This window comes from Campylobacter sp. RM9333 (assembly GCF_020137705.1).
In the GTDB taxonomy this organism is placed as follows: domain Bacteria; phylum Campylobacterota; class Campylobacteria; order Campylobacterales; family Campylobacteraceae; genus Campylobacter_E.
Genome location: NZ_JACGAY010000018.1, coordinates 24,638 through 42,676 on the forward strand (window position 1 = coordinate 24,638; position 18,039 = coordinate 42,676).

The window sequence follows — 18,039 nt, forward strand, 5'->3', positions numbered from 1 at the left end:
AAAAGATAAAAATATAAAAAAATTACGAGTTAAATTATTAATATTTATTATAAATGTTTCCATAATACTCAATATTCTCTGCATTGCCTAAAGCATTTACTTTATCTGCTATTTTTTGAGCGTTAATTTCTAAATCAAATTCACTAGCTTCACTAAAAGCCATATTAACATCTATAACACTATCTAATCGCTTAATGGCATTAAAAGTTGCTAAAGTATTGTCAAAATCACTAGCTTCAATTAAAACGATAAACTTTTTATCAATTACTTGTTCTATGTTGGCATCTTTTATATTTTTTATTTCGTTTTCAAATTCTTCATTTGCAATAACTACTAAAGATGAAATCATTAAAAATCCTTTTTGTATAAAATTTTTGAATAAGCATTGAGCTTTAATGTATTTTTATCAAATAATATTGAATTAAGATATAAATTACCTATATTTATTTTATCCTTACCTATACAAATATTATTTTCTAAATCGCAAGAATAAGCAAAGTTTAAATTATCACTTAAAGCGCAATTATAAACTAAATTATCACTTTCTATATTAGTAATTTCATTTAATTTATCATCATTAATTATAACTTTTCTATCAGTTGAGCAAGAAATAATATTATCTTTTTTATAATCTACATTATAAATATTATCTTTATGAACTTCCTTGCTTATAAAATCATTAGAATTTAAATCATAAACAACTATTTTTCCACTTTCAAATCCTAAAGCAATTTTTGCCTTTTCTTTATTAATACTTGCAGCATTTATGCTTGCATTTGAAAAATGAACTTTTTTTATTAAGTTAAATGATAAATCTCTTATGATTAGTTCGCTTCCTAAAGAAGTAAGAATTATTTTATCTTTGTATAAAAATGCCTTATTAATATCGCTTGAGATTTTAAATTTCAATAATTTATTATCTTTATAAATGTTTAAAGTCTTTAATCCATCTTTTGAACTAATTGCTAAAATGCTACTATCGTAATCATCAATAAAAATAATATTATCATCAAGGCTTAAAACCTTATCATTATTTTTATAAATATCATTGCCACACGCCACAAATTCATTATTAATATAGTTTATATAACAATCATATTCTAAATATTCTAATTCATTTAGGTTTAGCTCACTTGCTAAACCTAAACTAGCTATAAATAATAGCAATTTTTTCACTTTAATCCTTCATTTATTACATCAAGTAAATTTGAACGATGTTTGCCTAATTCATCATTTCTAAAATCAGGCTTAAATGTGTTTTTGATTCCACTATCAATATTTGCTTGTGGTGCGTGGCATTGAACGCAGTTATATCTTGCTTGAGATATAGAATCAAGTTTTTTCTCATTTCTTAAATCATAATAATGGCTTGCTGGCATAGGAGTTGCTTCTTCAATACTAAGCTTTACACGCTCATTATCAGCACCTAAATCATGACAGCTAAGACACATATTATTATCTTGAGTAATTGGTAAAAAATCTTCTACATTGTGTGGAATTTGTGGTGGAGCATTTAAATAAGCTCTTTCAAAACGCTCTGCTTCTCCAGCTTCTTTTTCAGAGTATGTAAAATTCTTGATTTCTAATTTTGTTTCATCGTTTAGTGAATGTTTTCTTAAACCAATTTCAGTATCACTCACACTAGCAGCAATCAACAAACTACTAGCAGCTAAACTTAAAAATATTTTTTTCATTTTTTTCCTTTCAAAAAATTAATTAAATTAAAATTAAGTGCATCATCATCGCATACTTCAATACATCTAGCACACTTAATGCACTCACTATTGCTAACATTACCACTATATTTTGTAATAAGTGATAATACTTGAGCTTCTGGACAAATCATTTTGCATTTCATACATTTAGTGCATTTATTTAAATCATAACTTACTTTTAACATAGCAAATTTTGAAATTAAACTATAAAAAGCACCTAATGGACAAAGATGCGAACAAACTAAATTCCTTTGCACAAATAAATCAAGTAAAAATATAATAATTGCAACAAATATAGCCGAAGTTTGCATAAAAATTATTCCCCTAGTAATTATTCCTATATGAGAATACTTTTCAAATACTGGCTCATTTGCTATCAAACACAAAATCAAAATACTAAATAATATAAAATATCTAGTGTTTTGTTTAAAATTAGTCAGCTTAGAGCTTTTAAAACTTGTGTTTTGCTTGATAAAATCTGCTAAATTTGTAATCAAATTAACAGGACAAACAAAAGAACAAAATGCACGACCTAAAAACAAAGCATAAATAATAAAAACTAAAAATGCAGATATAAATAATCCCACATTAAGAGTAAAAGTTGCTAAAAATATTTGCAAATACGCAAAAGGGTCGCTTAAGCTAATACTATTAAATAATAGCGAAGAGCTAAGATTTCCTTTTAAAATAAAATCAGCACTAGGTAATATAAATAAAGCTAAAAGTCCTAATTGGATAAATCTTCTTAAAATCAAATATTTATTTTTTAATATCTTCATTAAAATTCTCCATCATTTAGGTAATTTATAGCTTTTTTCTCATCGTGTTTTTTGCTAGTATCTATGTGTTTTAATCTTTCATCATCACCACTAACCCAGCCTTTAACATAATTATCATTTCTCTCACCCAATATAAAACTAGTAGGCAAAATAACAATAGCTGGCTTTTTAGTAATACAAACTTTTTCGCATAAACCACAACCCACACAATAATCATAATCAACCTTAGGCACTAACATTGCATGTTTTTTAGTTCGCTCATTTCTTTTATATTCAAGCTTTAAAGCTTTATCTATAAAAGGACACGCCCTATAGCAAGCATCACATTGAATTCCAAAATGAGCTACACAAGAGCTTTCATCTACTATTGCACGACCAATATTTACTAAAGAAATTTTATTAATACTTTTATCTAGCGCATCTGTCGGACAAGCCTTAATACAAGGCAAATCATCGCATAAATAGCAAGGAATTTCATTTGCACTAAATTTAGGAGTTCCTAAACTAGCAAATTCCCCTATCTTAGCTAAACTTAAAGTATTATAAGGGCAAGCTTTTACACATTTAGCACAACGAATGCAATTAGCCAAAAAATGTTTTTCACTAACAACTCCTGGTGGGCGTAGAAAAAAACTCTTTTTAAGTTCAATTTTGCTTTCACTTTTTGGTGTATCGTTTAGTTTGAATATGCTAAAAGTTCCAACACCAACTGCTAAAATCTTTATAGTATTTGTAAAAAATTGCCTTCTCATAAATATTACGCCTTAGTTATTTTTACTGCACACTTTTTAAAATCAGTTTGTTTTGAAATTGGACAAGTTGCATCTAATGTAACTTTATTAATATAAACATTCTCATCAAACCAAGGAACATAAACAAGACCTCTTGGTGGTTTATTTCTTCCACGCATATCAATACGAGCTTTAACTTTTCCACGGCGAGATTCTATCCATACTAATTCTCTTTGCTCAACTCCTAAAGCTTTAGCATCTTCTGGATGAATATAGCACATAGCTTCAGGAACTGCACGGAATAATTCAGGAACTCTCATTGTCATTGTTCCACTATGCCAATGCTCTAAAACCCTACCAGTGCATAACCAGAATGGATATTCTTCAGATGGTCTTTCAGGTGCTTTCATAAATGGTCTAAAGAAAATCTTAGCTTTATTTGTAATTGCTGTTGCTTCTTCGCTTGTTGGTTTTACTAAATCACCACTTTTAATTGATTTATCAAAATCCCCATAGAATGCAAAATCACCTTCAGGATTTGCTTTTTTAGCATATACATCGTATTTTGTATTAAATCTCCATTGAGTTTCTTTACCATCAACAACAGGCCATCTTAAGCCCCTTACCTTATGATAAGTTTCAAAACTAGCTAAATCGTGTCCGTGACCAGCTCCGAATTTTCTATATTCTTCCCATAAATATTTTTGAATAAAGAAATTATAGCCTTTAAATACATTGCCATCACTACCTTTTACATTTCTACTATCGCCTTTAACTTCGCTATTTAACCAATCTTTTAAGCTTTCACTATCATCTAATGAAATTTCTTTACATTCTTTATTAGCAAATAAAACATCGTATAAAGTATCATCTTCTTTATATCCCATTTCTTTAGCTTTTTCTAATACGCTTGGTAATGTTGTCTTTTCATCAATTTTTACTTCATTCCAAACTTCGCTTAATTTAAAGCGTTTGCTAAGCTCTAATAATTGCCATAAATCACTCATAGCTTCGCCAACTGGCAATACTTGTTGTCTCCAATGTTGAGTTCTTCTTTCTGCGTTTCCGTAAGCTCCCCATTTTTCATAAATCATAGCTGTAGGTAAAATTAAATCCGCAACTTTTGCACTAATTCCAGGATAGCAATCACTTACTACTATAAAATTATCTTTTTCTCTAGCAGCTTTTATCCAGTGATTTGCATTTGCAGTATTTTGCCAAGGATTATTTACCATAACCCATGCAAATTTTTGTTTTCCATCTTCAAGATTTCTCATCATTTGCATAAAGTGATTTCCTTGAACACCATTAATTGTTCCTTCAGGAACTTTCCAAAGTTCTTCACTTTTAGCTCTATGTTTAGGATTTGCTACAACCCAATCAGCAGGTAAGCGGTGTGCAAAAGTTCCAACTTCTCTTGCTGTTCCACAAGCACTTGGCTGACCTGTTAAAGAGAATGCTCCATCACCTGGTTTTGCTTGTTTTCCTACTAATAAATGCACAGTGTATGCAAGTTCATTTACCCAACTACCACGAGTATGTTGGTTAAAGCCCATAGTCCAAAAGCTTACTACCTTTCTGCTTTTTTCAATATATAAATCAGCTAATGCTTTTAATTTTTTCTTAAATTCTTCTATATCTTCATCAGGATTTCCTTTAGCTACGCTTGCAACATAATCTAATGTATAAGGTTCAAGTGCTTTTTTGAAATCTTCAAATTGAATTTGCCAGTTAAGTGCTGCTTGAGCTTGATGTTTCATTTCAAATTTTTCGCCATCTTTTACACCTAAATGACTTAATGCTATTGCTTCATCTTTATCTAAAGTGATTGCATTTTCTTTAGCTACGGTATCTTTTTCAGCTTCGCTAAAGCTTGGATGATTTGGATTATTTCTCATTCCATATCCAATATCAGCAAATCCTGTTGTAAATACACAATGATTTTTTACAAATTCCCAATCAATTGCTTTTGGATTGTTATATACAATTTCTCTAGCAATATAATTCCATATTGCAATATCAGAACTTGGAGTAAATATAAGTTCCATATCAGCAATGTCGCTAGTTCTTGTTGTATAGGTTGAAAGATTTACAATTTTTACTTTTTCAGGGTCTCTTAATTTTCTATCACTTACACGGCTCCATAAAATTGGGTGCATTTCAGCCATATTTGAACCCCAACAAATAATAGTATCAGTAAGTTCAATATCATCATAGCAACCTGCAGGCTCATCAATACCAAATGTTTGCATAAAGCCAATAACAGCACTTGCCATACAATGTCTAGCATTTGGGTCTATATTATTACTTCTAAAACCAGCTTTAAATAATTTTGAAGCAGCATATCCTTCTTGAATAGTATGCTGACCACTTGCAAACATTCCTATACCATTTACACCTTGTTCTTTTAAAGCTTTTTTCATATGTTTTTCCATCTCATCAAAAGCTCTTTTCCAAGATACTGGAGCAAATTTTCCGTTCTTATCAAATTCACCCTTAGCATTTACTCTTAATAAAGGCGTTACAAGTCTGTCTTCTCCATACATAATTTTTGCATTAAAATATCCTTTAATACAATTTAAACCACGATTTACAGGTGCTTCAGGGTCGCCCTTAGTAGCTACAATTTTGCCATTTTTAGTAGCAACCATAATACCACAGCCAGTTCCACAAAATCTACAAACTGCTTTATCCCAAGTCCATTCACTTGTTTCGTCTTTTGCTAAAGCAATAGTAGGATTTATGCAAGCTGCTGCACTTGCAACTGCTGTGCTCTTTAAAAAATCTCGTCTTTGCATTTATTCTCCTTATAATAATAATGTAAAAATAGATTAGATTATTTGCTTTAAAATCTTATTGATTAAGATTAATATTTTTTTTAAAGTAAAGCACATAAATATTATCAACATTAAATTAACTTAAAATTCTTAATTCAATAAAAATTGAAAAAACATTCATAAAATAATATAAAATATTTAAAAATTAAATTAAATTTAAAAAAATATATTAATTACCATCAATTATTTTTAAGCTTTTTTATATTAAAGTAGTGTTTCAAATTTTCACAAGGTGTATAAATGAAAAAACCAACAAACAAACTTTTATTAGCCCTTTGCATAGTAATTGGGATTTTTATTGGTGGTGGAATTTATACTTTTATAATAGCAGATGGCTTTTTAATGATGACTTCTAAACCTGAAGCCTGTAGCAAATGTCATATTATGACAGATGTTTATGATAGCTGGGCAAAAGGTGAGCATTCAAGCAATGCAGGTTGCGTAGATTGTCATTTACCTCAAGGTGATGTGGTAGCTTATTGGACTAAAAAAGCTTATCACGGATTAAAACACGGCTATTATTTTACAGTAGGAGGAAATCCACCTAATTTAGAACCTACCGAAATGACACACGAAGATGTTAATCGCAATTGTGCGACTTGTCATAAAGACTACGCACATAATGCAATCAATGCAACGACAAAATTAAATAGCGAGCCACTTGATTGCCTTAGCTGTCATAGAACAATAGGTCATTTACATAATTAAAAGGAGAAAATATGTCAAAATCAGTTTATGTTGCGGCTATTGTGGTAGCTGCTTTAGGTGGTGCAGGCTTATTTGCACTTAATACAAACATTGCAGAACATAAAGGTGAAAGTAAAACTCAACCATTAAAAACTTTTGAAATTAGTGATGAAGAACCAGATTTTGCAAAATGGGGTAGAAATTTCCCAGCTCAATTAGATGGTTATTTACAAATGAAAGATGAGTATATTGAAACACCATTTGGCGGAAGCTTACCTTATAGTAAGATTATTCGCTGGCCGGCTGCGACAACATTTTGGAATGGATATGCTTTTGCGGTTGATTATTCTAAACCAAGAACTCACTATTACTCACAAATTGACCAAATGGAAACAAAAAGAAACAATAAAGAATATCTAAATGCTCACGGATTACCTGCATTTAAAGGTCAGCCTGGTGCTTGTGTAAATTGCCATACTGGATTTTTAACTGCTATTTATAAAAGTGATAAATTAAGCCCAAGTTTTATGCTAGGTAAAACTGAAGTAATGGGTGCAAAGAAAATGGGATTTTTTGACGCATTTGGTGAAAAAGGCGAAGCTATGAAAGAAGCTTGGACAAATATGAATAAAATGCCTTATTTTGATGTTATGAAAAAAGTAGAAGAAAAATACGGAGATGGAATTCACGGCTCTCATATGGGATCAACCTGTGCGGATTGTCATAACCCAGATGATATGAGCCTTCGTGTAACTCGCCCTGCTTTTGTTAATGCTATGGTTTTAAGAGGCTATGAAGCAGACGCTAAAAGTGGTATCAAAGCTAGTAGAAAAGAAATGAGAAATTATGTTTGCATGCAATGCCATGTTGAGTATTATTTTGAAGGTAAAGATAGTACTTTAACATTCCCATGGACAAAATGGAAAAAAGATGAAGCATTTAAAATAGAGAATTTTGATGAATACTATGATGAAAAATTTGCAAATGGCGAATTCCCATATGATTACATTCAAAAAGATACAAAAACAAAAATAATTAAAATGCAACACCCAGAAGCTGAAATGTATTCAAGCTCTTTACATTATAGAAGTGGTGTAACTTGTGCAGATTGTCATATGCCATACAAAAGAGATGGAGCAAACAAAGTAACTAATCACAATATACTATCTCCATTAGCTGATATAAATGCAGCTTGCAAAACTTGCCATCCACAAAGCGAACAAGTATTAAAAGATAGAATTAGCTTTATTCAAAATCGCCACGCTTATGAGCTTAGAGGTTGTGAAAATAACTTATTAGCATTAATTGCTGATATAAAAACAGCTCGTGAAGAATTAGCAAAACTTCCTGAATTTGCAAATCTTGAAGATAAAGCAAGAGATGATGCTATTTCAAAAGTTATAGAAAAAGCACAATATGCTCATAGAAAAGCACATATTAGATGGGACGTATCATTTAGTGAAAATAGCTATGGCTTCCACTCACCACAAGAATTTATGAGAATTATAGGTCAATGTAAAGAAGTAGCTAGAGAAGGACAAGCAGAGTTAGCAAATGCGTTAGCTCCTTATGGAATTAAAATTGAATTAACAAAAACAGCAACAATTCCAGCAGCACCTCTAAAGCTAGATCACAAACCACCAACAGGTTCTCTACCAACAGAAACTATGAAAAAAGTTGATGAGGATGTAAAAAATCTAAACTTTAAATAAAAAATTGCGAGATTTTCTCGCAATTTACTCATTAATTAAAGCCCAATTTTAATAGCATAAAAATTAAAACATTATATAATTGAAAATAAGAATTTAGTTTAAATATATTTTAATTAGTGTTAAAGCTAACTAATTTAATTGCTAAAATAATGTAATCTTAAATTATCAAAAAAAGGCTTATATTATGCAAAATGATAAAGAAATAATTCTGATAGTAAATCTTAAAAAAAGCTTATTGTTTTCTATATATAAATCACTATTTTTATTATTTCCTAATGTTATTGTATGCTTGTTTATCATTTTAATTTTTGCTTGTTCTTTGTATTTTAATGATGGTTATTTAGTGATATTGCTATTTGTTTTATTTGCCCTTCCTCACCATTTTCGTTTTATGCTTTTTCCACTTATGATAAGAAAAATTATCTGTTATGATGAGTATTTTGAAATCATTAGGCTTTTTAGTAAAACAAGGATATATTATGATAATTTAAAAGAATATTATTTCGAATATTTAAAAACTAGATTTTCATCACACAAGATTTTGCATCTATCTTATAAAAACAAATTCTTTAGCAGCATTATAAACACCGAATTGCTTAATCCAGAAGATTTAGAAAAATTAATAGAATTATTAAACGCAAAGGGTATTAATAAAAAAGTTTCAATCATAGATGATAAAATATTTTATAATGTTTTTAGTATTGTAGATAAAATCTTTAAAATTTAAATCTAAGTTATTAAGAGTTTTAAAGGTATTACAACTAATAAAAGTAGCACAAATATAATCTGTATTAAAAATCAAATTCTCATTTTAAATTCTAAATTTTAAAACTAAACTTATTTGTAAAATCTAAAATATTAGAATTTAAAATATACACAATTAATAGTATTTTAAATAGCTTTTATTAGTAATTTTTCATATTAAATTATGAAATTTAAATTATAAATTTCAAATACAAATTCTTATTTTAAATTCCATAATATTTAACATCAAAATAAATGAAATAACAACTAGAATATAAAAACTGCTGTTAAGAAACCTACCTTGATTTTTATAAATATAAGTAAGTATAAAGGTTAGAAAAACCTAGATTATGTTAAAACAAAGATAATGACTAATTATGTAATAAGGATACGAGAATAACTAAATGAAGTTTGTATCCGTCCCCTTCTAAGTAAAAATAAATCAGAATAAGTTTTTGAATAGAAAAAATCTATTAATTTTTAAATTTATTAAATGAAAACAGAAAAAATTACAAAGCAAATATTTGCCTTGTAAATCCACATTCTCAACCATTGCAACATTTTAAAATTGTGATAATAAAAACTTACTATTAGCTTTAAATTATAGATAAAAATATTTAAAGCCAAGAATTTTTTTACTCGCTAAAGTTAGATGAATTTTTATGGAATATATTGCTTAAGCTTGACTTAATATTATTTTTGCGAAACTCAAACTGCATAAAATATCATTAAAATATGATTTTAAGGACTTAATAAGATTAATTTAATTTTACCTATTTTGTAAAATTTAATAACGATTATACATATTTTTCGTGCATTAGTTTTTATACTTTAAAAGCTCTTTAAATTCCATTATAAAACTTTAACGATATTACAATCAAGTATTTTAAAAATTCGCCACATTTTGTATATGATATATATATTTACTACTTACATTTTTTAATGTTATTTTTACAATTTTAATTATAATTTTATTTGCTTTGCTAATAAAAAACACTTAAAACTCTAATCTTTTATATTTTTAAAATTAGTTTAAAATTTAATAAAATATATATTAACTTAAAAACTATGGAATTTAAAATAAAAGTTTATTTTTTAAATCTAATTTTAGCCAAACTACTATTTTATACTCCAAATAAATATATCTATAAATACCATAAAATCTAAAAAATTGAAATAAGAATTTCAAAACTTAATATAAATTGTAAAGAATAAATAAGATACCAATTATAAACAAGTAAAATTATTGAAATTCTTTTGATAAGTTATTTATATTAGTTAGAAAAAATCATTTTAATCTTAAATTTTATTTTGACTTTCATAATTTAAATTAGTATTTGCAAATTCCAATTTGCTTAAGATATATTTAGCAAAATCTTCACTATCATTTGGACATTTACACACATTATAATCACCTTTATACTGATGTCTATATTCAATATCTAATTCTAAAATAGTTTCAGAACAATCAATACAAAATGATAGTGGATATATTAAAACACTTTTATTGCCTAATTTATCTAATTCATCACTAAGTGCAGGTTCTAACCATTTTACAGGTCCTAATTTTGACTGATAAGCTAATTTAATTTCTTTAAAATCGTTTTGCAATTTATCCTTTAATATAGCAAAATGTTCTTTTATATGCTCTTCGTAAATATCACCCTTTTCTATAGTTTTTATCGGTAAAGAATGTGCTGATATTATCAAGCAATCAATATTTTTATATTTTTGTATCTCATTTAAAATAATATTATTATAAAGCTCATCTTGGTAAAAATAAGGTATTTCTTTTATACTGATTTTTTTATCAAAATTTTTATAAAAATCTTGCAAAGATGATGTAGTAGTGGTTATAGAATGATGTGGATATAAAGGAAATAGTATTATTTCATCATTATCTTTAAAATCATATTTAGCTAAGACTTCTTTAGCAAAAGGCGGAACATAAGTTGATATAAAATCAAAATGAAAATCTTTTTGCAAAGAATTTAATTTATCACAAAGAGATTTTTGGATTTTAGTTAAAGGACTTTTACCACCTATTTTATTATAATTTTCTTTCATAGATTTAATACGAAATTTTCTTATCATAAATGCTACAAGACTTCTTAAAAAATCTGATTTTATTCCCAAAATATTTGGGTCATTAAACATATTTTTTAAAAATACTTCACATTCATCAATTTGATTTACACCACCCATATTGAGTAAAAAAACATATTTCATATACAAACCTAAAATTATCCAAGTAAGATACTTGGATAAATATTATTTGTCTTCATTAAAAGAACCCAATTTGAGAATTTTTTGCATTCTTTTTGCAACCAATTCATCAAGATTTAATGGTTTTAGTTCTTCTATTTTTTCTAAAACATAATTTTGTATATTATTTGCAGTAATCTCTTTGTTTCTATGAGCAATGCCTTCTTCTATAATATCATCTATTAATCCTTGCTCATATAAATCATCAGCACTTATTTTCATAGCCTTTGTTGCAGCTTCACTTTTACTTGGGTCATTCCATAATATAGCAGCACAACCTTCAGGAGATATTACAGAAAACACTGAATTTTTAAGCATAGCTAATTTATCAGCTACACCTAAAGCTAAAGCTCCACCACTTCCGCCTTCTCCAATTACTATAGAAATAATTATTGTTTTTAAAGCGCTTAATTCATATAAATTTGTAGCAATTGCCTCACTTTGACCACGCTCTTCAGCTCCTACTCCAGGATAAGCACCTGGAGTATCTACTAAAAATACAATAGGTATTTTAAATTTTTCAGCCATTTTAGCAAATCTTAAAACCTTACGATAACCCTCTGGATGTGGCATACCGAAATTTCTATGTAATTTATATTTTGTTCCACGACCTTTTTGTTCGCCTATTAACATTACTTTTTGCTCGCCAATATAACCAGCAAAACAAACTATAGCAGGGTCATCTCTAAATGCTCTATCTCCATGTAATTCATGGGCATTTTTTAAAATTATTCTCACATAATCAAGAGAATATGGTCTATCAGGATGTCTTGCTAGCTGTAGCTTTTGAAAATCACTTAGGTTTTTATAGGTTTTTGTTAATTCTTTTTCTAAATTCTTTTTTAAAATCTTAACTGCTTCTATATCGCCTTTAATATTAGCATTAATAATATCTTCATCTAATTGTTGAATATTTTTCTCAAAATCTAAATAAGCTGCCATCTTAATTAATCCAATTTTCTAAAAATCACTGAAGCATTCGTTCCGCCAAAACCAAACGAATTACTCATAGCTGTTTTAATTGTATGCTTTCTAGCCACATTAGGCACATAATCTAAATCACAATCAGGGTCAGGGTTTTTATAATTTATTGTAGGTGGAACTATACTATCTCTCATAGCCATTAGACAAATTACTGCTTCAATAGCACCAGCAGCACCTAAACAATGTCCTGTTTGACCTTTTGTAGAACTTACTAAAGGCATATCATCTTTAAACAATTCTTTCATTGCTGCTGTTTCATTTTTATCATTAGCTGGAGTTGATGTTCCGTGTGCGTTAATATAATCAATTTTAATTTTATTAGCAGAGCAATCAAATCCCTTTGCCATACATAAAGCTTTTTTCATAGCTCTTAATGGACCATCTAAAGCTGGAGAAGTTATATGATTTGCATCTGCACTTTCACCAAACCCTATAACTTCAGCATATATTCTAGCACCTCTTTTTTTAGCATCTTCATAATCTTCTAAAACAAGAGCAGCTGCACCTTCTCCCATAACAAAGCCATCTCTACTAGCGTCAAATGGACTACTAGCTGTTTCTGGAGTATCATTTTTAGTAGATAAAGCTTTCATTGAAGCAAATCCACCTATACCTACTGCACAAATAGCTGATTCAGCTCCAATTACTAACATTTTATTTGCTTGATTGCAAACTATTGTTTTATAAGCTTCGCCAATTGCGTGAGTTCCTGCTGCGCAAGCAGTTACACAAGATAAATTTGGACCTTTCAATTTATAATCAATTGAAGCCATTCCCCCTAGCATATTAACTAGAGCTGAAGGTATGAAAAAAGGCGAAATCCTGCTTGCGCCCTTTTGCAAACATACATTAGAATTTTTCTCAATATTAGGTAAGCCACCAATTCCTGCTGCACTTACTACTCCAAATTCATCTAAATCAACTTCACTAATCACGCCATCAACCATTTTAAAATTAGCATCACTTATAGCTTCTTTTGCAGCGTGTAATCCAAGTTGAATAAATCTATCAGCTTTTTTAACATCTTTTGCATTTAATACTGTTAAAGGATCGAAATCCTTAACTTCTGCGGCAATTTTAACACTTAAATCACTGGTATCAAAAAGAGTAATTTCTCCAACACCGCTTTTTCCATCACAAATCGCCTTAAACGAACTTTCTTTATCAAGCCCAAGGGCATTTATCATTCCAATGCCAGTTACTACTACTCTTCTCAATTTAAATCCTTATTGTTTTTTTGCTTCTATGTATTTTACTATATCATTAACTGTTGCGATTTTTTGACCATCTTCATCAGGAATAGAAATATCAAATTTTTCTTCTAAAGCCATAATTAATTCAACTACATCAAGTGAATCTGCACCTAAATCTTCAATAATTTTAGCATCAGGTGTAATACTAGCTTCATCAGCTCCTAATTCTTCTACAATAACTTTTTTAACATCTTCAAAAATAGACATTTTTTTCTCCTAAAATAAAATTAAACTCGTATTCTTACAAAAAAGTGTAAATAAATTACACATACATTCCGCCATTAACTTTTAAAATCTCACCTGTAATATAACTAGAATAATCACTTAATAAAAACGCAACTGCATTTGCAACTTCGCTAGGTTTACCAAATCTAGCAAGTGGAATTGCTTTATAATAAGTTTGTTTAATTTCATCACTTAATACATCTGTCATATCACTTTCTATAAATCCTGGAGTAATTGCGTTATAACGAACTTCTCTACTAGCTGCTTCTTTAGCAAAAGACTTAGTCATAGCAATAACTCCACCTTTACTAGCAGAATAATTTACTTGACCTGCATTTCCCATCTCACCAACAACTGAACTAATATTTACAACACTACCAAAACGCTTTTTACTCATTACTTTAAATGCTTCTTTACAACCTATAAAAGTTGAATTTAAATTAGCCTTTATAACATCATCAAAATCAGCTTCACTCATTCTTAAAACTAATTTGTCTTTTGTAATTCCTGCATTATTTACTAAATAACTTAATTCTCCATCGCAATCAATTATTGTTTTAATAGCATTTGTAAAATCACTTTCACAACTTGCATCAAAACAAATAATTGCTGCTTTACCACCATTTTTTTCAATTTCTTGTTTTAAATTCTCTGCAAGTTCAGGTTTTGAACGATAATTAATCCATACTTTTAGACCAAATCCCGCTAAAACTCTAGCTATTTCAGCACCAATGCCTTTAGATGCACCTGTAATTAATACATTTGTTCCACTAAATTTCATATTTTCTCCTAGTCTTTAATGATAATATCCGAGTGATTTTTTTCTAAAAAATTATCTTCATAATCTTTTAAATCTTTTTTAAAATCTTTTGATTTTCTCATAACAAAGGCATAATACAATATTAAAGAAAACAAAATTATCCCCGCACATATTTCATAAATCCTAGAATGCCCGCAACTAGGCTCAATCAAACCTAACAAATAAGGACTAATACCCATTCCAACATCTAAAGCTATAAAAAATGTTGAATTTGCTAAGCCCATTTTCTCTTTAGGAGATAATTTTATAGCAAGTGATTGAAGACTTGAAGTAGCGTTTCCATATCCTAAAGCACAAAAAATAGCCGATAAATACATCATTAAAGAATTGTTTGTATAAGCTAAAATTATTAAACTTGCTACATAAAACAAAATAGAAGGAACTATTACACAATCCGCACCTATTTTATCAAATACTTTACCTGAAATTGGTCTTGAAAACACACTAATACAAGCATAAAATACAAAAAATAATGAACCTGCTTCAATTAAATTAAGCTCTTTTGAATAAGAACTTATAAAAGCAATAATTGCTCCATAAACAAAACCCATACAAAATACGACATAAGCAACACCCAAAACCGATTTTTCAATGTAATTAAAAATTGAAAAAGATTTTTTAACGTGATTTATCTTATGTTTTCTAAATCTTTTAACTTTTATTACTATACTTGAAATTAATGCTATTAATATACTAATTAAAGAAATTATAAAACATAAATTAAAATTATTTTTACCCACTAAATATACTGCTAAAAATGGTCCAATAGCAGAGCTTAATACAACACTAACCGCATAATATCCTATACCAATTCCTCTTTTATTGCTAGGCACTAGTCTAGCTACTGCAGCACCACAAGCACAAGAGCATGCACCATAACACATACCAGCAAGCAATCTTGATAATATTAATTCAAAATTAGTTGATAAAAACAAGTAATATAAATTAGGTATAAAATACAAAACTAAACTAATAATCATAACTTTTTTTATGTTTATATTATCAATAATTGAGCCAAAATAAAGTCTTGATAATAGTGCTCCAATTACAAAAATACCATTAGCAAGACCTGCTATTGCTGTGCTAGATTGTAATATAGTTTTTGCAAAATCTGTAGAAGCAATAGTAGTAATAAAAAACACTAAACAAATAACAAAATTAATAATAAAAACACAAATAAAATTCTTATTCCAAATATTATACTTTTTGGATAATCCCATAAAAACTCCTTATAATTTTTTATTGATTTTATCAAGCATATTAATAAACAATCCAAATTCAGCATAATCTAAATCATCACAAATTTGCTTTTCGTAATTAGAAATTAAAATATTTGCATCAAAAAACAATTCCTTGCCTTTTAAACTAAGTGAAATGATTTTTTCTCTTTTATCATTTGAGCTTGAAATTTCTAAATAATTTGCTTTTTCTAGTTTCTTACAAATCCTAGACGCAATAGCCTTATCCATCTGATAAAACTCACAAATCTCACTTAAACTAGCACTTTTTGTTGAGCTAAGATAATAAAACACTCTCCAATCAGTCGCATTAATATTAAATGGCTTTAAAATTTCATTTACTTTACTGATTATTTTTCTATTTGCATAGGTAATTTTTTTAAAAAACATGTTATTCCTAATAGTTGATAAAGTCAATTAAATTAGATTTTATAATTAAATTTGTAAATTGTCAATAAATTAGCTTTATTTTGCTAAGCTTAAAATAAAAAAAGGATACAAATGATTATATTTTTTGATTTAGATGGAACTTTAATCGATTCTACCCAGCCAATAATTACTAGTCTTAGAAAAGCCTTAGAAAGTTATAATTTTAATTTAAGTGATGAATATATAAAAACATTAATTGGAATGTCTACTGAAGGAATGTTTGAAACAATAGGAGTGCCAAAAGAGCAAGTTGCTGATATAGTTAAATTATATAGACAAAATTATAAAATATATTATAAAGACGGAACTAGTCTTTTAAATGGGGCAAAAGAAGCAGTAAAACTTGCTAGTAAAAATGCTAAAGTAGGATTAGTAACTACAAAATCTGTTTATTTTGCTAAAGAAATTTTAAAAGATTTTGACATTTTAGATGATTTTAGCGTAGTTGTGGGTGGTGATGAAGTAAAATACTGCAAACCAAATCCAGAACCAATTTATAAAGCACTAAGTCGTTTAAAAGGCTCTGAAATGCTTGAAATTAACGAACTTAAAAAAGAATTTGACTTTAGTAAAATTTATATGATAGGAGATACTTTAAACGATACAGAAGCTGCTAAAGCTGCTGGAGTGAATGCTTATGTAACTTTATTTGAATACACAGATATAAATACTCTCAAGCAAAGTTGCGATAAAATATTTACAACCCCACTTGAATGCGTTCAAGATATTTTAAAAAAATAAATATTATAAAGTAAAACTAATTTAATAAAAAATTAGTTTTACTTATATCAATAAATTAGAATGGAATTTAAAAAACTAATAAATATATTTATTTTAATTTTAACTATATAAAATATTTATTATTACCACTTAATTAAACCTATTTTTTAATAGGGACTATTATATCTGTATAATATATAATATTTTGATATTTATAATATATTTTAGTGCAATTAAGTATCCATACATACATTAAAAATACTATAAAAATTACTGCTATAATTAATTAAGATAATAATTACTAATTAAATTAATTGATATTAAAATAAATTATTATACTCCTTGTCTATAAAACACACAATCTATTTAATACTTTTAATTAAAAAACATATAGAAATTATTGTCTTTTAAAAATTGCTTTAAAATTTTTATCACTTAATTGATAAGAATCAAGTAATTCAAGAGATTTTACCATATGCAATGTGCCTTTTTTATATTTTTGAAAATGTTCGGAATTAATATGTTTATTATAAGATTCTTGGTCTTTATAAATTTCTAAAATATTAATTATATTATTATTTTTTACAAGCATCATTGGATAAATAGATATTACACCCTTTTCTTTTTCAATTGAAGCTTCAGCAACTTCTTTTGCAATAACAAGGTATTCATCAAGATACTCTGGATAAACTTCAACAACAGAAATTCTAACCAACATTTTATTATTAATATTATCATCAGCATAAATATTAGAAGATAATCCAAATAGCGATAAAATTAAAGCTAATATTTTTTTCATTTTTCAACCTTTCAATTTTTTAAACCAAACAATATACTATAAATACATAAACTATTCCCCCACCATAAACCACTAATCCATTAAATACTAAAAACACCCAT

At 27.8% G+C, this 18,039-nt stretch carries 18 protein-coding genes; 4 read left to right on the plus strand and 14 right to left on the minus strand.

All coding sequences use genetic code 11. The features are described 5' to 3' along the window. Positions 1–37: 37 nt before the first annotated feature. From AVBRAN9333_RS06995 to napA, 6 genes are read right to left on the minus strand one after another with little or no spacing between them, the layout of a single operon-like run. The gene (locus AVBRAN9333_RS06995) at positions 38–349 is read right to left on the minus strand and encodes a chaperone NapD (protein WP_214118302.1); all 312 of its coding nucleotides are present in this window, start codon (positions 347–349) and stop codon (positions 38–40) included. Continuing rightward, positions 349–1,176, minus strand: coding sequence for a hypothetical protein (locus AVBRAN9333_RS07000; protein WP_214118300.1), 828 nt, complete (start codon positions 1,174–1,176; stop codon positions 349–351). Before AVBRAN9333_RS07000 ends, AVBRAN9333_RS06995 begins: the two co-directional genes overlap by 1 nt. Then, on the minus strand, positions 1,173–1,694 hold the full coding sequence (locus tag AVBRAN9333_RS07005; protein ID WP_214118292.1) for a nitrate reductase cytochrome c-type subunit: 522 nt from the start codon (positions 1,692–1,694) through the stop codon (positions 1,173–1,175). The genes AVBRAN9333_RS07000 and AVBRAN9333_RS07005 overlap by 4 nt, the downstream gene beginning before the upstream one ends. Further along, positions 1,691–2,494: a quinol dehydrogenase ferredoxin subunit NapH gene (napH, locus tag AVBRAN9333_RS07010; protein ID WP_214118290.1), complete on the minus strand. Its 804-nt coding sequence runs from the start codon at positions 2,492–2,494 to the stop codon at positions 1,691–1,693. Before napH ends, AVBRAN9333_RS07005 begins: the two co-directional genes overlap by 4 nt. Next, positions 2,494–3,246, minus strand: coding sequence for a ferredoxin-type protein NapG (gene napG, locus AVBRAN9333_RS07015; protein ID WP_214118289.1), 753 nt, complete (start codon positions 3,244–3,246; stop codon positions 2,494–2,496). The genes napH and napG overlap by 1 nt, the downstream gene beginning before the upstream one ends. Positions 3,247–3,251: 5 nt before the next feature. Continuing rightward, a complete protein-coding gene (napA, locus tag AVBRAN9333_RS07020) occupies positions 3,252–6,023 on the minus strand; it encodes a periplasmic nitrate reductase subunit alpha (RefSeq protein ID WP_214118288.1) in 2,772 nt (923 codons plus the stop codon). Between the two features lie 279 nt (positions 6,024–6,302). Here napA and nrfH point away from each other — a divergent pair, with 279 nt between their 5' ends. The 3 genes from nrfH to AVBRAN9333_RS07035 all read left to right on the plus strand — a co-directional run bounded on the left by nrfH (position 6,303) and on the right by AVBRAN9333_RS07035 (position 9,188). Next, a complete protein-coding gene (nrfH, locus tag AVBRAN9333_RS07025; RefSeq protein ID WP_214118286.1) occupies positions 6,303–6,770 on the plus strand; it encodes a cytochrome c nitrite reductase small subunit in 468 nt (155 codons plus the stop codon). Positions 6,771–6,781: 11 nt separating this feature from the next. Continuing rightward, entirely contained in the window at positions 6,782–8,461 is a 1,680-nt protein-coding gene (locus tag AVBRAN9333_RS07030) for an ammonia-forming cytochrome c nitrite reductase subunit c552 (RefSeq protein WP_214118283.1), read from the plus strand. Between the two features lie 184 nt (positions 8,462–8,645). Then, a complete protein-coding gene (locus AVBRAN9333_RS07035; protein WP_336609678.1) occupies positions 8,646–9,188 on the plus strand; it encodes a hypothetical protein in 543 nt (180 codons plus the stop codon). A gap of 1,316 nt (positions 9,189–10,504) precedes the next feature. Here the strand turns inward: AVBRAN9333_RS07035 and hemH are convergent. The 7 genes from hemH to AVBRAN9333_RS07070 are packed head-to-tail and all read right to left on the minus strand — an operon-like array spanning position 10,505 to position 16,380. Further along, the gene (gene hemH / locus AVBRAN9333_RS07040; protein ID WP_336608803.1) at positions 10,505–11,434 is read right to left on the minus strand and encodes a ferrochelatase; all 930 of its coding nucleotides are present in this window, start codon (positions 11,432–11,434) and stop codon (positions 10,505–10,507) included. A 42-nt stretch (positions 11,435–11,476) separates the two neighbouring features. After that, positions 11,477–12,412, minus strand: a complete 936-nt coding sequence (locus AVBRAN9333_RS07045; RefSeq protein ID WP_214118277.1) for an acetyl-CoA carboxylase carboxyltransferase subunit alpha — start codon at positions 12,410–12,412, stop codon at positions 11,477–11,479. Between the two features lie 5 nt (positions 12,413–12,417). Continuing rightward, complete coding sequence (locus AVBRAN9333_RS07050) at positions 12,418–13,671, minus strand: beta-ketoacyl-ACP synthase II (protein WP_214118274.1); 1,254 nt, start codon at positions 13,669–13,671, stop codon at positions 12,418–12,420. Between the two features lie 9 nt (positions 13,672–13,680). Continuing rightward, the gene (gene acpP, locus AVBRAN9333_RS07055; protein WP_214118272.1) at positions 13,681–13,914 is read right to left on the minus strand and encodes an acyl carrier protein; all 234 of its coding nucleotides are present in this window, start codon (positions 13,912–13,914) and stop codon (positions 13,681–13,683) included. Between the two features lie 55 nt (positions 13,915–13,969). Further along, positions 13,970–14,713: a 3-oxoacyl-ACP reductase FabG gene (fabG, locus tag AVBRAN9333_RS07060; RefSeq protein WP_336608804.1), complete on the minus strand. Its 744-nt coding sequence runs from the start codon at positions 14,711–14,713 to the stop codon at positions 13,970–13,972. Between the two features lie 8 nt (positions 14,714–14,721). Next, complete coding sequence (locus AVBRAN9333_RS07065) at positions 14,722–15,972, minus strand: MFS transporter (protein ID WP_336609679.1); 1,251 nt, start codon at positions 15,970–15,972, stop codon at positions 14,722–14,724. 9 nt (positions 15,973–15,981) lie between these two features. Beyond that, positions 15,982–16,380, minus strand: coding sequence for a MarR family winged helix-turn-helix transcriptional regulator (locus tag AVBRAN9333_RS07070; RefSeq protein WP_214118266.1), 399 nt, complete (start codon positions 16,378–16,380; stop codon positions 15,982–15,984). A gap of 111 nt (positions 16,381–16,491) precedes the next feature. Here AVBRAN9333_RS07070 and AVBRAN9333_RS07075 point away from each other — a divergent pair, with 111 nt between their 5' ends. Next, positions 16,492–17,160, plus strand: coding sequence for an HAD family hydrolase (locus AVBRAN9333_RS07075; protein ID WP_239802928.1), 669 nt, complete (start codon positions 16,492–16,494; stop codon positions 17,158–17,160). Positions 17,161–17,536: 376 nt separating this feature from the next. On the opposite strand, the gene AVBRAN9333_RS07080 is transcribed toward AVBRAN9333_RS07075, so the two are convergent. Then, positions 17,537–17,938, minus strand: coding sequence for a putative quinol monooxygenase (locus AVBRAN9333_RS07080; protein WP_214150678.1), 402 nt, complete (start codon positions 17,936–17,938; stop codon positions 17,537–17,539). Positions 17,939–18,039: the final 101 nt, after the last annotated feature.

Excerpts from the sequence above, each read along its gene's own strand:
- AVBRAN9333_RS07070 (WP_214118266.1), bottom strand. The coding sequence starts at position 16,380 with ATGTTTTTTAAAAAAATTACCTATGCAAATAGAAAAATAATCAGTAAA.
- AVBRAN9333_RS07005 (WP_214118292.1), bottom strand. The coding sequence starts at position 1,694 with ATGAAAAAAATATTTTTAAGTTTAGCTGCTAGTAGTTTGTTGATTGCT.
- AVBRAN9333_RS07080 (WP_214150678.1), bottom strand. The coding sequence starts at position 17,938 with ATGAAAAAAATATTAGCTTTAATTTTATCGCTATTTGGATTATCTTCT.
- nrfH (WP_214118286.1), top strand. The coding sequence starts at position 6,303 with ATGAAAAAACCAACAAACAAACTTTTATTAGCCCTTTGCATAGTAATT.
- napG (WP_214118289.1), bottom strand. The coding sequence starts at position 3,246 with ATGAGAAGGCAATTTTTTACAAATACTATAAAGATTTTAGCAGTTGGT.
- AVBRAN9333_RS07075 (WP_239802928.1), top strand. The coding sequence starts at position 16,492 with ATGATTATATTTTTTGATTTAGATGGAACTTTAATCGATTCTACCCAG.
- AVBRAN9333_RS06995 (WP_214118302.1), bottom strand. The coding sequence starts at position 349 with ATGATTTCATCTTTAGTAGTTATTGCAAATGAAGAATTTGAAAACGAA.
- AVBRAN9333_RS07035 (WP_336609678.1), top strand. The coding sequence starts at position 8,646 with ATGCAAAATGATAAAGAAATAATTCTGATAGTAAATCTTAAAAAAAGC.
- AVBRAN9333_RS07065 (WP_336609679.1), bottom strand. The coding sequence starts at position 15,972 with ATGGGATTATCCAAAAAGTATAATATTTGGAATAAGAATTTTATTTGT.
- AVBRAN9333_RS07045 (WP_214118277.1), bottom strand. The coding sequence starts at position 12,412 with ATGGCAGCTTATTTAGATTTTGAGAAAAATATTCAACAATTAGATGAA.
- hemH (WP_336608803.1), bottom strand. The coding sequence starts at position 11,434 with ATGAAATATGTTTTTTTACTCAATATGGGTGGTGTAAATCAAATTGAT.
- AVBRAN9333_RS07030 (WP_214118283.1), top strand. The coding sequence starts at position 6,782 with ATGTCAAAATCAGTTTATGTTGCGGCTATTGTGGTAGCTGCTTTAGGT.
- acpP (WP_214118272.1), bottom strand. The coding sequence starts at position 13,914 with ATGTCTATTTTTGAAGATGTTAAAAAAGTTATTGTAGAAGAATTAGGA.
- fabG (WP_336608804.1), bottom strand. The coding sequence starts at position 14,713 with ATGAAATTTAGTGGAACAAATGTATTAATTACAGGTGCATCTAAAGGC.
- napA (WP_214118288.1), bottom strand. The coding sequence starts at position 6,023 with ATGCAAAGACGAGATTTTTTAAAGAGCACAGCAGTTGCAAGTGCAGCA.
- napH (WP_214118290.1), bottom strand. The coding sequence starts at position 2,494 with ATGAAGATATTAAAAAATAAATATTTGATTTTAAGAAGATTTATCCAA.